This window comes from Larkinella insperata (assembly GCF_026248825.1).
GTDB classification, from domain to species: domain Bacteria; phylum Bacteroidota; class Bacteroidia; order Cytophagales; family Spirosomataceae; genus Larkinella; species Larkinella insperata.
Window position 1 is genome coordinate 6,133,703 of record NZ_CP110973.1, and the last position, 12,713, is coordinate 6,146,415.

Annotated in this window: 11 protein-coding genes; 8 read left to right on the top strand and 3 right to left on the bottom strand. The window is 50.9% G+C overall.

Going from position 1 to position 12,713, the window contains the following annotated elements; translation table 11 throughout:
* Positions 1–382 precede the first annotated feature (382 nt).
* Entirely contained in the window at positions 383–697 is a 315-nt protein-coding gene (locus OQ371_RS24730) for a DUF3817 domain-containing protein (protein WP_265991131.1), read from the top strand.
* 157 nt (positions 698–854) lie between these two features.
* Positions 855–1,781, top strand: a complete 927-nt coding sequence (locus OQ371_RS24735; RefSeq protein ID WP_265991132.1) for a polysaccharide deacetylase family protein — start codon at positions 855–857, stop codon at positions 1,779–1,781.
* 15 nt (positions 1,782–1,796) lie between these two features.
* Here OQ371_RS24735 and OQ371_RS24740 read toward each other — a convergent pair whose 3' ends face one another.
* The 3 genes from OQ371_RS24740 to tilS form a co-directional block, all read right to left on the bottom strand.
* Entirely contained in the window at positions 1,797–2,219 is a 423-nt protein-coding gene (locus OQ371_RS24740) for a GNAT family N-acetyltransferase (protein WP_265991133.1), read from the bottom strand.
* A 62-nt stretch (positions 2,220–2,281) separates the two neighbouring features.
* Positions 2,282–4,585 carry an OmpA family protein gene (locus tag OQ371_RS24745; RefSeq protein ID WP_265991134.1) on the bottom strand — a complete coding sequence of 768 codons (2,304 nt, stop codon included), beginning with the start codon at positions 4,583–4,585 and terminating at the stop codon, positions 2,282–2,284.
* A 124-nt stretch (positions 4,586–4,709) separates the two neighbouring features.
* Entirely contained in the window at positions 4,710–6,098 is a 1,389-nt protein-coding gene (tilS, locus tag OQ371_RS24750) for a tRNA lysidine(34) synthetase TilS (protein WP_265991135.1), read from the bottom strand.
* Between the two features lie 182 nt (positions 6,099–6,280).
* Here tilS and OQ371_RS24755 point away from each other — a divergent pair, with 182 nt between their 5' ends.
* The 6 genes from OQ371_RS24755 to porD all read left to right on the top strand — a co-directional run bounded on the left by OQ371_RS24755 (position 6,281) and on the right by porD (position 12,710).
* A complete protein-coding gene (locus OQ371_RS24755; RefSeq protein ID WP_265991136.1) occupies positions 6,281–8,209 on the top strand; it encodes an OstA-like protein in 1,929 nt (642 codons plus the stop codon).
* A gap of 188 nt (positions 8,210–8,397) precedes the next feature.
* The gene (locus OQ371_RS24760) at positions 8,398–9,042 is read left to right on the top strand and encodes a T9SS type A sorting domain-containing protein (RefSeq protein ID WP_265991137.1); all 645 of its coding nucleotides are present in this window, start codon (positions 8,398–8,400) and stop codon (positions 9,040–9,042) included.
* A 185-nt stretch (positions 9,043–9,227) separates the two neighbouring features.
* Positions 9,228–10,067 carry an outer membrane protein assembly factor BamD gene (locus OQ371_RS24765; RefSeq protein WP_265991138.1) on the top strand — a complete coding sequence of 280 codons (840 nt, stop codon included), beginning with the start codon at positions 9,228–9,230 and terminating at the stop codon, positions 10,065–10,067.
* Positions 10,068–10,128: 61 nt separating this feature from the next.
* Complete coding sequence (locus tag OQ371_RS24770; protein ID WP_265991139.1) at positions 10,129–10,449, top strand: DNA-directed RNA polymerase subunit omega; 321 nt, start codon at positions 10,129–10,131, stop codon at positions 10,447–10,449.
* 117 nt (positions 10,450–10,566) lie between these two features.
* Complete coding sequence (gene coaBC, locus OQ371_RS24775; RefSeq protein WP_265991140.1) at positions 10,567–11,793, top strand: bifunctional phosphopantothenoylcysteine decarboxylase/phosphopantothenate--cysteine ligase CoaBC; 1,227 nt, start codon at positions 10,567–10,569, stop codon at positions 11,791–11,793.
* Positions 11,790–12,710: a type IX secretion system protein PorD gene (porD, locus tag OQ371_RS24780; protein ID WP_445482326.1), complete on the top strand. Its 921-nt coding sequence runs from the start codon at positions 11,790–11,792 to the stop codon at positions 12,708–12,710. Before coaBC ends, porD begins: the two co-directional genes overlap by 4 nt.
* Positions 12,711–12,713 lie beyond the last annotated feature (3 nt).

Below are 12,713 nucleotides of genomic sequence, written 5' to 3' on the forward strand. Positions count from 1 at the left end.
TTTATCCGGCTTATCAGAAAGCCGTGACTACCCATTGAATTTGTACTATTCTCTTTTTTAATAACAGAAAGAAAGTACATATGGCTTATGAAAATTGTAATTCTAAGGTTTTTCTAAGGTGAGATCATTCAGACAAAAACACAAGTAGCCATTTCCCGAACGACTTCTTTCCTGCTATACGCTGGCCGCAGTACACCCCTATAGAAAGGAATCAAATTCAAAACAACCTCTTCATAATCAAAAAATTGCGCAAAAACGCATCCTGTATTCTGCAAGCCTAAATTTTGAGGAATAGAGAAACTAAAACCGCGTCTTCTCAGTGCCGGCAATTTTTATACACTACTTTTGCAAAAACAGTGATTAACGCTTCCATCTAGACTTCATGCAATTCTCGCTTAAATCTCCGCTCGGCCGTTTTCGCTTTATTGGTATTCTGGAAGGCATCTCCTATCTGGTTCTGCTCGGAATCGCTATGCCCTTAAAATATTGGGCTAACCTCCCGATGGCCGTAAAACTGGTGGGCTGGGCGCACGGTGTTTTATTTATTGCGTATATGCTCGCCCTGGTGTCCGTTACTTTTGACCGGCGCTGGTCCTTTGGCCGGGTTGTCGTTGCTTTCATTGCTTCACTGGTTCCCTTTGGCACCTTCTGGCTGGATACCCGGCTGAAAAAAGAAGAACAGCAATCCACAGCCTAGTCCGATCAAAATGCCGGAAAATCAATTTTAAAGCTCCTAAAACCTGATTGTCAACCTGTAATGATTTCACCGATTCGTGTATCGCTTTGAAAAGTGTCTTTTCCGTATATTGCTCAAAATTGAGTTCAAATTAACATCTTACTTGTACGGATTAACGATGATTTTCAAAGGTCGCCATCTCTTACCCATACTAATTGCGTCACTCACCGCCGGATCGTTTTCTTCCTGCACACAACAGCAAACTTCGAATAACACACTGGAAGCCAGCGCTGTACCCGTCGAAGACCCGAAAGAGAAAAGCGCTCCTGAAGCCAAGGTCGTCGCTACGGCCAACATCGATCCCGCGACTATTCCGGCCAGCAAAATAGCCGATGCCGCCACGATCTTAGGCCGTAAGCAGGTTCCCATTTTGTGTTACCACCAGATCCGCGAATGGCGCCCGAAAGACTCGGAAAACGCCCGCAGTTACATCATGCCGGTGCAGGTGTTCAAGGATCAGATTAAAATGCTGGCCGACAGCGGCTACCAATCCATCACGCCCGATCAGCTTTACGCTTACCTGACCATCGGTGCTCCCCTGCCCGAGAAACCGGTTATGATTACCTTCGACGACGGCGATCTGGAACAATACGAACTGGCCGCCCCCGAACTGGAAAAGCACGGCTTTAAAGGCGCTTTTTTTATCATGACGGCGTCCATCGGCCGCCGGGGATACCAGCATTACATGGACAAGCAGCAAATAAAAGACCTGGCCGACCGGGGCCACACCATTGGCTGCCACACCTGGGACCATCATAATGTAAAGAAATATCAGGGCGAAGACTGGGTTACGCAGATTGAGGAACCCACGAAAAAACTGGAAACCATTACCGGCAAACCCGTTCGGCACTTCGCCTATCCGTTCGGACTCTGGAACCACGACGCTACCGTCGAATTGAAGAAACGGGGCTATTTCAGCGCCTTTCAACTGGCCGAAAAGAAACGCGATGACGAAAATCCGTTACTGAGCGTTCGGCGGATTATTGCCAGCGGCTACTGGAGCCCCCGGACGTTGCACAACAGCATGGTCAACAGCTTCAAATGATCACCAGCCCACGGCTTAAACCGTGGGCTGATTGTTTAAAAGGAGCACATACTTCGAACACGGTATTTCTCCTTTGTAGAATACCTCACCTTCCGGTTTCATACCGAACCGCTGGTAGAAAGCAGCCGCCGAAAGACGCGCATCGCACCAGAGCGTATGCGCCCCCAGTCGCCGGGCTTCTTCGATCACCTGGTTCAACAAACGGGTGCCGATGCCCTGCCGCTGGGAGTCGGGGCGGGTGGCAAACTTCCGGAAGCGGGCCGTCCCGTCCCGCACAAAAAGGGAGATAACCGCTAACAGCCTGGTTTCCTGAAAAGCGCCGAAATGATATCCATCGGCATCGTTGTCCAGCATCACGTATTCTACCGGTTTGTCGGGCCACAAAACGTCGTGACGAAGCGGGTATGTTTCCTCCGGTTTGATGGGTCGAATCGTCATCGAAAAATCACCTTTTGGCCGTGAAGATACGGCTTCAACCTTCCCAAACGACCCGGCAGTTTTTATTTCCCCGTTATTTCCGGGTTACTCCGCTGCACCGTCACGATTTTGAATTCGGTTCGGCGGTTTTGCTGGTGTTTACTTTCGGGGCACGCAATCCAATCCGTGCATCCGTTCAGAATTTCGCTTTCGCCGTAGCCCTGAGCGCTGAGGCGGTTGGGGTCAATACCCCGGTTAACGAGGTAGTCAACGGCGGCCCGGGCGCGGTAAGTCGACAGTTGCAGGTTGTAGGCGTCGCTGGCGCGGCTGTCAGTGTGGGAACGCAGCTCAATTTTCATTTCCGGATATTTCCGCAGCAACGTTGCCAGGTGGTCCAGTTCGCGGGCGGCATCCGGCCGAATAAAAAACTTGTTGTAATCGTAGTAAATGTTTTTCAGTTCGAACACATCCCCTTCTCCATAGATGCCCTGCTGTTTTTCAATCAGTTTGGGATTTTTCCCCGCTTTCATTTTTGGAAGTTGCTCCCGGTTGGCCGTATACCGGTTTTTTTCAGTCGTCAGCGTGTAGGGCGCACCCGGCTTCATCTCGAATTCATACTTGCCGTCGGGTCCGGTTACCACCCGCTGCTCGGATTTGTCCTTGTCATTTCGCAGGGTGACGGTTACCCCCGGGGCGGGTTGCTGATTCACTTCCGTTTTTACCGTTCCTTTCACCAGCGTGTTTTCGCTTTTTTCCAGATAGATCGACACGTTCATGACCGGCCGCTCCGACTGCGTTAAGGTCGAAAACCGAACGCTGTTGGTTGCGTAGCCCTCCTTGATGGCCTTGAATTCATAGTCCACATTGGCATCTACGCAAAAACCGGTCTTGCCGTCGGGTCCGGTAAAGCGTAAGTCCTGGTTCACACCCGCTTTAATAACCCGAACATCAGCCACGGGAAGCGGCTCGTTGGTTTTCGCGTCATACACAAAAATGTTTAGCTGTTTGCAGGTCCGCCGAAAACTGTACAGGTTATCATCGCTGACACCGCGTTTCCGGTTGCTGCTGAAATAACCGGTCGAACGGTTCTGGCTGGTAATCAATCCGAAATCATCTTTTTCCGAATTAAGCGGATACCCCAGATTCTGAACGCCTTTAAAAGCAACACCGTCGCGCAGTTCGGCGTAAAACAAATCCAGCCCGCCCAGCCCTTCGTGCCCATCCGACGAGAAGTACAGGTTGTTATTTTCGTCTACAAACGGAAACATCTCGTTACCTTCGGTATTGATCTCCCGGCCCATGTTTACGGGCGTCGACCACTGGCCGTCCTTGTATTCGACCACGTACAGGTCCGTTCCGCCAAAACCACCCGGCATATCCGACACAAAAAATAGTTTGGAATCGTCCGCTGACAGGGCCGGATGCCCCACCGAATAGTCGTTGCTGCAAAAAGGTAGTTCCTCGATGTTCTGCCAGCTTCCGTTTTTATTTTCGGCGCTATACAGTTTCAGTTTCCGGATGCCGTCGTTACTCTTTCCGCTTTTTCCCTTCGCCGTGTTGTTGCGCGTAAAGATGATCCGGCTCTGGTCTTTGAAAAACGTCATGGGTCCTTCGTGGTACTTCGTATTGAGCGTTCGGCTGAACACTTCTGTTTTTGAAAGTGACCGGTCGTTGGCCGGTGCGCCCTCCGCCCCTTCCGTTGTGGCCTCTCCTCCCCCCAGCGAAGCGGCCTGCGTACTCGGATTGGAAGTCGCCCGCAGTTCGGTGGTATCGGGAAAGAAATAGAGGTTCAGAAACGGTGTCTGGTTCCACCCGAAGACTCGTTTGACGGGCCCCGATTCGTTGCGGGCTGATACAAACACCAGTCCGTTCTGGTAATACATCGGGCTAAAATCGGCCTGTTGTGAATTGATGGGCAGGTAATCAACCCGGTATGAAGACGAATCCTGAAAAAACCGACTCATGTCCATGTAGGAAACCGTAAACTTCCGCCCGCGCAAATCTTCTTTCTGCCGCTCGCCGTACTTGCTGTACATCTTTTGCGAATCCCGGTATTTTCCGTTGGTGGCCAGTGCCTGCGCGTAATACAGGTAGTTTTTTGAGTCGGTATCCGGAAAGTCCCTAATCAAGTCCGCATAAATCCGCTCGGCATTTTTTGTGTCCTGCAAGGACCGGTAGCTGTACGCCAGCTTCGTGTAGGCTTCCTGGGTCTCGGCGGGATCTTTCCGCTTATCCCCCCGCAAAAAATCTTCGTACGACTGCGCGGCATGGGCATAGGCCAGGTTTTCAAACTGCTTGTTGGCAGTTTTCAGCCGGGCGCTTTGCCCCTGAACCGCCAATGTCACCACCGAAAAGAGAATACTCAGCAGTACACGTAAATAATTCATAGTGATCGAGTGGTTGCGTGAAACAATATCGGACTTTACAAATATTGTTTGTACATCGCACAATTATACTAGTAATTTCCGAATTTGCCAGCAAACAGGGCAGAAAAACAAAAGGTTGAAAGCGCTAGCGGTTTTCGGCCGGGGGTTGGCCCCGAAGCCGCCGTTCAATCTTCAGGATGGTTTGTGTCTGGTCGGTAATCCGGAAATGGTCATCGGGCCGGTACCCAATCAGCCAGGCAATGCGATCGTCCGACACCAGCACTTGGGCCGCCTGCCGCTCGGCGACCGTTGCTTTCCGGTTTGTCAGAAAATTGCCGACGGTCTGGTTGCCTTTTACGCCCAGCGGCCGGAACCGATCTCCGTTTTGCCAGACCCGGATGGTCAGGGGCCATTGAATCCGCGTAGCGTCCAGGCAGGCAATGTTGGCATCCGCCGGTATTTGAAAGCCGTCTGAATATGGAATAAATTCAAAATAAAGCTCGTACTGCTCGGAAATGCTCAGGCTGTCGGCGGGCATTGCTTCCAGCACCAAAGCCTGCGCCGAAGCCGTCTGCTTGATTTGAATGATTAAAAAGTCGCGATCCCGGATGAGTTGGTGGGTGGTCGAGTAAAATTGCTGCCCGAAGCCATCCAACCGTACGGCCCGCAATATATCTTCCAGTTGCGCGTACTGAAAACCGTACGGCTTCAGCCATTCCGATAATTGGTACTCCCATTCATCCAGCAGAAGAAGCTGCCCGATCGAAAGAAAGATTCCTTCCGGACGGAATTCAGCCAGCAGGTGCCACGACCGGCGGACCAGGGCATCGACCAGTCCGTCCGCCGACCGCAACCGGGCAACCGTCGTCTGCAAGGTCTCCAGCAGATTCGGGTTGATCTGTTTCAAAACCGGAACCACCTGGTGGCGCAGCCGGTTTCGGTGGTATTTGTCGGACGAGTTTGAACTGTCTTCCCGCCAGCTTATGCCACGGTCTTGGGCGTACGTTTCGATCTGAGCCCGGTCGGCAAACCACAGCGGCCGGATGATCCGCCCCTGACGGACAGGAACCCCCTTGAGGCCGGTCAAGCCCGTTCCGCGCACCAGATTCAACAGGATAGTCTCCAGCACATCGTCCTGGTGGTGCGCCGTTGCGATACCGGCATACCCGAACTCGTCGGCTACCTGCTCAAACCAGGCATACCGCAGTTGCCGGGCGGCCATCTGGGTCGAGATTCCCCGCGCTTCGGCCTCCTGCTTGGCCGCTAGCCGGATCGTGTGAAACCGGACACCGTGCTGTTCCGCCAGTTTCTGCACAAAAATTTCATCCCCGTCGGACTCGGTTGCTCGGAGCTGGAAGTTGACGTGGGCCATTCCATACCGCAATCCCGCCGACCGAAACAGCTCGGCCATCACCACCGAATCCAATCCTCCGCTAATTGTCAGCAGGATGCAATCAGTTTGGTCGAAAAGTTGTTGTGTGTTAATAAAGCTTAAAAACCGGCGCTCCAGCGCCCCGTTTTGCAGTAAAGCCATACTTTTGTACTTGAATGTCTAAACCGATTCCGCGGCCCAGTCGGATTAGCTGGTACTCGACAACCGGGAAATATCCTAGTTAATCCTTTAATCGGCAGAATCCAAGTCTAGACGGTTCAGAAGATTTTTTTTCCATGTTTCGCAACCCTTTGAATAAAACAAGCGTCTATAACAACAGAACGATGAACAGGCTACTGGTTTGGTTACTGGTTTTGCTGGCAGGTACGGCAAACGCCCAAATCGGCAGTTCCCCGACTGGCGGTCCGAACGAGCTTGTGATTTTGAAACGCGCCGACCAACTGGAAGGTCTGCAGTCGGGAACGGAAGAGATTCGGAAACTGATCGGCAACGTGCAGCTTCAGCAAAAAAACGTGCTGATGTACTGCGACTTAGCGATTCAGAACTTAACCACCAACGTCATCGAAGCCTACGGGAACGTGCGCATGACGCAGGGAGACACGCTGAGCGTTCGGGGGGATACCATGTTCTACTACGGGTCTACGCGTCTGGCCAAAGTGACGGGCCGTACGGTGGTTCTGAAGGACCGCAAAATGACGCTGACAACCCGCCGTCTGGATTACGACCTGAGCACCGGCATCGCCTATTACCCCGTAAAGGGCCGGATTGTTGACCGGGAAAACATCCTGACCAGCCGCGAAGGGTATTACGACACCCGAACCAAGCTGTTTACTTTCCGTCAGGATGTTCGATTGGTCAACCCAAAGTATACGCTGACCGCTGATTCGTTGCTGTATAACTCGTTGAGTAAAATTGCCACATTTCAGGGACCGACCAAAATTGTGAGCAAGGAAGGGACACTGATGGCCAAAGACGGTGATTACAACACCGTGTCCCGCCTGTCGAACTTTCAGCGCCGGGCCACGATTGAAACTGAGAAATATACCCTGACGGGCGATACGTTGGTTGGCAACAACGCCAGTGACTTTTATACCGCTCGCGGTAACGTTGTGCTGGTGGCCAAAAATGATCAAACAACGCTGACGGGCGATTTCGGGCGGTACAACCGAAAAGCCGGGGTAGCCCGGATGACGGGGCACGCGCTCGTCAGGAGCGTAACCAAAGCCGATACAATGTTTATGCGGGCCGACACGCTCTGGTCATTCGAGCTGCCAAATCCGAAACGGATAAAAGGCAGCAAGACGGCCGATTCAACGTACCGGAGGCTGATTGGGCATAAGAACGTGCTGGTTTTTAAGAGTGATTTGCAGAGTAAGTGTGATTCCATTGTGTACGAAACTGTCGATTCAACGATCTATTTTTTCCGGGATCCAATCGTGTGGAGCACTAATTATCAAATGGAAGGCGACTCTGTGACGGCTTTGTTAAAGAATAACCGAATCTATAAAATGTTACTTCGGGGCCATTCTTTCGTCATATCACAGGACACGTTGCAGAATTTTAACCAGGTAAAAGGCCGGACGCTGACCGCATTTTTCGGGTATGATCCGCAGAAAGACCGCTCGGACATCGACCGGGTCATTGTGGAAGGCAACGGAGAGAGCCTCTACTTTGCCGTCGACGACCAAAATAAAATGGTGGGCATGAACCGGGTGCTGTGCAGTAAAATGACCATTCGGTTTACCGACCGCAAAGTGAAAAAGATTAGTTTCTACGGACAACCTGATTCAAAACTAGTACCTCCGCAGGAACTGAAGGAAGCGGAAAAGAAGCTGGATGGCTTTAACTGGCGCATCGCCGAACGACCGACGAAAGCACGTTTGCTTGGCTTACCGGAACCGTCGGCGGGTGGGCCAATCAGCTCGAGAACCAACCCGGGTAAAGAGGGTCCGGCTCCGGCGGAGGCTTCCGCAACGCTGAAACGGGAAGTGCCGGTTGGCGAATCGAAGTTGAAGGGCTTGATTCGAAAGACGTCGGCCAGCCCGGATACAAAAGCAGCGGTTCAGGCAGGGTCTGCGACCCAAAAAACCGTCAGCCCGGTTACGAAAAAAAATTCTCAACCCGCAGACAGCGTATCTACCGGAACAGTAAAAGCAGTCAACACCGGCACGCAACCCGTAAGCTCCCCGGCAGCAGAAAGCGACCTGGAACGGGAGCTTAACAAGAAGCCGGTTCGCAAGAAAGGTAATTAAAAGTCAGTCTGGTATTTATAAATATTTTTTTGAAACTCTTTTAAACCTTTAGGTTACTGGAAGGTTCTAATTGATAAAAAAGAAGTTAGCACTAGCAATTTTTCGAGTTTGCGGTCGTTGACTTTCCCGATTTTTTAAATATGTTTGTGATGGGGTAATATATCCACCCAATTATTGCATGGATTTTTATGAAACAACCTGTACGTCTATATGCCTGGTTAACCGGACTAGTCTTTCTGGTATCGCAGAGCCTGTTGGCTCAAACCGATAGCAGCAAGCCCAAGAGTCGGTTGGAGCTGGGGCAAAAACCAGCCCCGACCAGCCGTGTTATCCATTCCCGCAATTTCCCGTTCTTGAAGCATCCTACAGTTGCCAGCCTGGATCGGGGCGTAACGGTTCAGAAAAATACCGCGATCAATCAATACTACCGGAATCAACTGCTGAATGCTACCACCACTAAAACGGCTCGTGCAACCGGCACGGAATCCAGCAACGTAGCAACCCCTGAGAACCGCCAGATATCAGCCGAGGAAACCCGAAAAAGTGACAAAGACTTCATGTATTCGAATGACCAGATTACGGTGTCTAACATCTACCCTAATCCGGCCAACGAATTTGCCGAGATTGATTACAAAATCACTGGTAACGTTAAAGATGCCAAGCTGACGTTCTACAATGTGCTAGGAGCTCAGGTAGCTGATCATACGTTGGATGGCAACGAAGGCAAAGTCCGGATTGTAACCCGAGACATGAATTCTGGACTATACTTTTATCGGTTATCCATCGATAATCAAAAGATTGTTACGAAAAAATTAATGGTCAGCCACCAGTAGTACCATCATTATCTCCAGAATAAGCAGTAAACAGCAGCCTGTTTACTGCTTATTTTTTAACAGGGATCTTTCCCGGATTCTGCACTATTTCCCCCCCGTAATCGTTACTCTTACAGAGATTTTTATTAATTTTGCATACTATGCAGCATTGTTTGAAAGCAAGTACTTTAGTAGTTGCGTTGCTGATGCTTTTTGCATCATGCAGCCCGTTTCAGAAATTACAGAAAACGGGCACGGACGAACAAAAATACCAAGCGGCCGTTGCCTATTTCAAGAAAGGCGAATTTTACAAAGCGGGTTTGTTATTTGAGGAGTTGATTCCCATTTTAAAAGGAAGCACGGAGTCTGAAATGGCCCAGTTTTACCGGGCTCACTGCGAATACCAGCAGCAGAACTACCAACTCTCGGCGTTTCATTTCAAGCAATTTTACGAAACCTTTGCCCGAAGCGATTATGCCCACGAAGCGATGTATTTTTATGCGCTTTCCCTGTATAAAGATTCGCCAAATTATAACTTAGATCAATCGAACACACTGACGGCCATGGCCGCCCTGCAGGATTTTATCAATGCCAACCCGCAGAGTCCCTTCCGTCAGGAATGTACCCAATACATCACCGACCTGCGTAACAAGCTTGAACTAAAGGCCTACGATAAGGCCAAACTCTACTATAAAACCAGCGCGGCTAATATTGCTAATTACCGTTCATCGGTGGTGTCGATTACCAACTTTTTGCGTGAATATCCTGATTCAAAATACAACCAGGAACTGGCTTACCTGCGGGTGGATGCTCAATACAATTTGGCTAAAAATAGCTTCGCAGATAAGTTAAAGGAACGCCACCAGGATGTGGTTACCTATTACCTAGCTTTGGTTGATAAGTTTCCGAAAAGCCCGGATCTCAAAAAGGCCGAACGCATGTACGAAGACAGCCGGGCAGAGTTGGAAAAAATCGCTACCCAGGAAAAAGAAAAACAAAATCAGCAGCAAAAGCCCGCAAAAGTTACTGCGACGGCCTCTAATTAAACAATCTGTGCGGCAACAGACGAGCTGTTGGTCGCATTCGTTCATAAAACAAAAGACAACTATGGCAAGTAATCCTTCTCTCATCACCCGTGACACTGATAAGATTGCGGCAGCAACGGGTAATCTGTATGAATCCGTATCGATCATTTCGAAACGGGCCCGGCAGATTTCGAGTAAAATGAAAGAAGAACTCAGCAATAAATTATCAGAGTTTGCTTCGGCAGTCGACAACCTGGAGGAAGTGTTTGAGAACCGCGAGCAGATCGAAATTTCGAAATACTACGAGCGCCTTCCCAAACCGACAACCGTAGCAACGGATGAGTTTCTGGAAGGAAAGCTGCAATGGCGGACGGTCGACGAAGAAACCTCGAACACCCTGTAATTCTACCGTATCAACAAGAACCGGGGAAGCACAGAGATCACGGAGAAACGCCACCAGCGCCCTCTCTTTTGATCTTTGCGCTTCCCCGGTTCATTTGTGTTTTTACCACCTGAAAGGATGTCGAACTTAAGCGGGAAAAAGATTCTGCTGGGCGTTACGGGAAGCATCGCGGCTTACAAATCGGCCTTGTTGATCCGGCTGTTGGTTAAACTCGGCGCAGAGGTGCAGGTCGTTATGACCCCGGCCGCCAAAGATTTCATTACTCCGCTGACGCTGGCGACCCTGTCAAAACGGCCGGTTTATTCGGATTTTTTCGATACGGCCTCAGGGGATCAGGGAGATGGACACTGGAACAATCACGTTGAACTCGCTCTGTGGGCCGATCTGATCGTGATCGCTCCAGTTTCGGCGCACACGCTGGCCAAACTGGCCCACGGTTTTTGCGATGATTTGTTGTCAGCCGTTTACCTGTCGGCCAAGTGCCCGGTTTTTCTGGCTCCGGCGATGGATTTGGACATGTACCGTCATCCAACGACCCTGGAAAATCTCCGTCGGCTCGACTCGTTTGGCAACCGGCTGATTCAGGCCGAACACGGTGAACTGGCGAGCGGTCTGGTGGGGGAAGGCCGGTTGGCCGAACCGGAGCACATCGTTCAGGACCTGGAACGGCATCTGGCCCAACGCCCGATTTTCAGACACAAGCGGGTTCTCATCACGGCTGGTCCAACGCAGGAAGCCATTGATCCCGTTCGGTTCATCAGTAATCATTCCAGCGGCAAAATGGGCTACGCGATAGCCCGGGCTTTTGCTCACGCTGGTGCCGAAGTGACGCTTGTGAGCGGGCCTACGGTGTTGCCCCTACCCGACCCAATGGTCCGGCGGATTTCGGTGCGTTCGGCCCGGGAAATGTACGAAGCGACGGCGGAAGAGTTTTCCAAGGCCCACGTGATTATTCTGGCTGCTGCCGTAGCCGACTATACACCGCTTCATCCGGCGGATCAAAAGATAAAAAAGAAGGAAACGGCCTTTTCGCTGGAAATGACAAAAACCGTTGATATTGCCGCCACGCTGGGACAACAGAAACGGCCGGACCAAATTACCGTGGGGTTTGCCTTGGAAACCAACGATGAGTTGGCCAATGCGACGACCAAGCTTCGGGCCAAAAACTTTGATTTTATCGTTCTGAATTCTTTACGGGATCAGGGTGCTGGTTTCGGACACGATACCAACAAAATTACCGTTATTGATAAAGACGAACGGGTTTACGAATTTGATCTGAAATCCAAGGACAAAGTGGCCGAAGATTTGCTAAATCTCGTTCAGGAACAGCTCTTGATGGTATGAAACTCCGAATGATAGTTTTGATTTTAGTGGTGCTGGGCGGCCTGTCGCCCCGCAGGGGTCTGGCTCAGGAACTCAACTGCCAGGTGACGGTCAATTTCAACCAGGCTAATTCGGCCCAGGTGACGGATCGGCAGATTTTCCCGCAGATGCAGGCTTTTATCACAGATTTCATGAACAACCGGCGTTGGACCAGCGACGCCTTTAATCCGGAGGAACGCATCAACTGCAAGCTGGTGATCGATATCCTGAAAGTGCCCGCCCAGAACTATTACGAAGGGCGCGCCCAGGTCATTGTGACCCGCCCGGTCTACGGCAGCAATTACGAGACGGTTACGCTTCGGTACATCGACAACGCGTTTAACTTCCCGTATCGGCAGAGTGATCCCATGTATTTCAACGAGAATTCGTACCAAAACGAACTCACCTCGCTGCTGGCTTTTCACGCGCTTATTATGCTGGGCGTTGATTACGATTCGTTTAGCAAGCAGGGCGGAAAGCTCTTTTTTCAGCGGGCTTACAACGTGATGTCACTGGCCAATCAGAGTGCCGTCGGCGGGGGTGCGTGGGGGGCGCAGGGCGATATCCGGAACCGATACTGGTTAATTGAGAATCTTCAAAGTCAACAATTTGTTCCTTACCACGAAGCGTTGTATACTTACCACCGCCAGGCACTGGACAATTTTACGGCCAACCCCGCCGGTTCGCGCCAGCAGGTTCTGGAGGTTTTAGGGGCTATCCGGCAGGTAAGCCAGCAGCGGCCTAACTCCGTGGTTATCAACACGTTTTTCGACGCCAAAGGAGAAGAATTATTTAATATTATGAACGAAGGATCCCGCGAGGACCGGCAGAAAGCTTTTACGCTGCTGTCGACGCTTGATCCGGCTAAAACCGAAGTTTACCGAAAGCTACTCCGATAATTC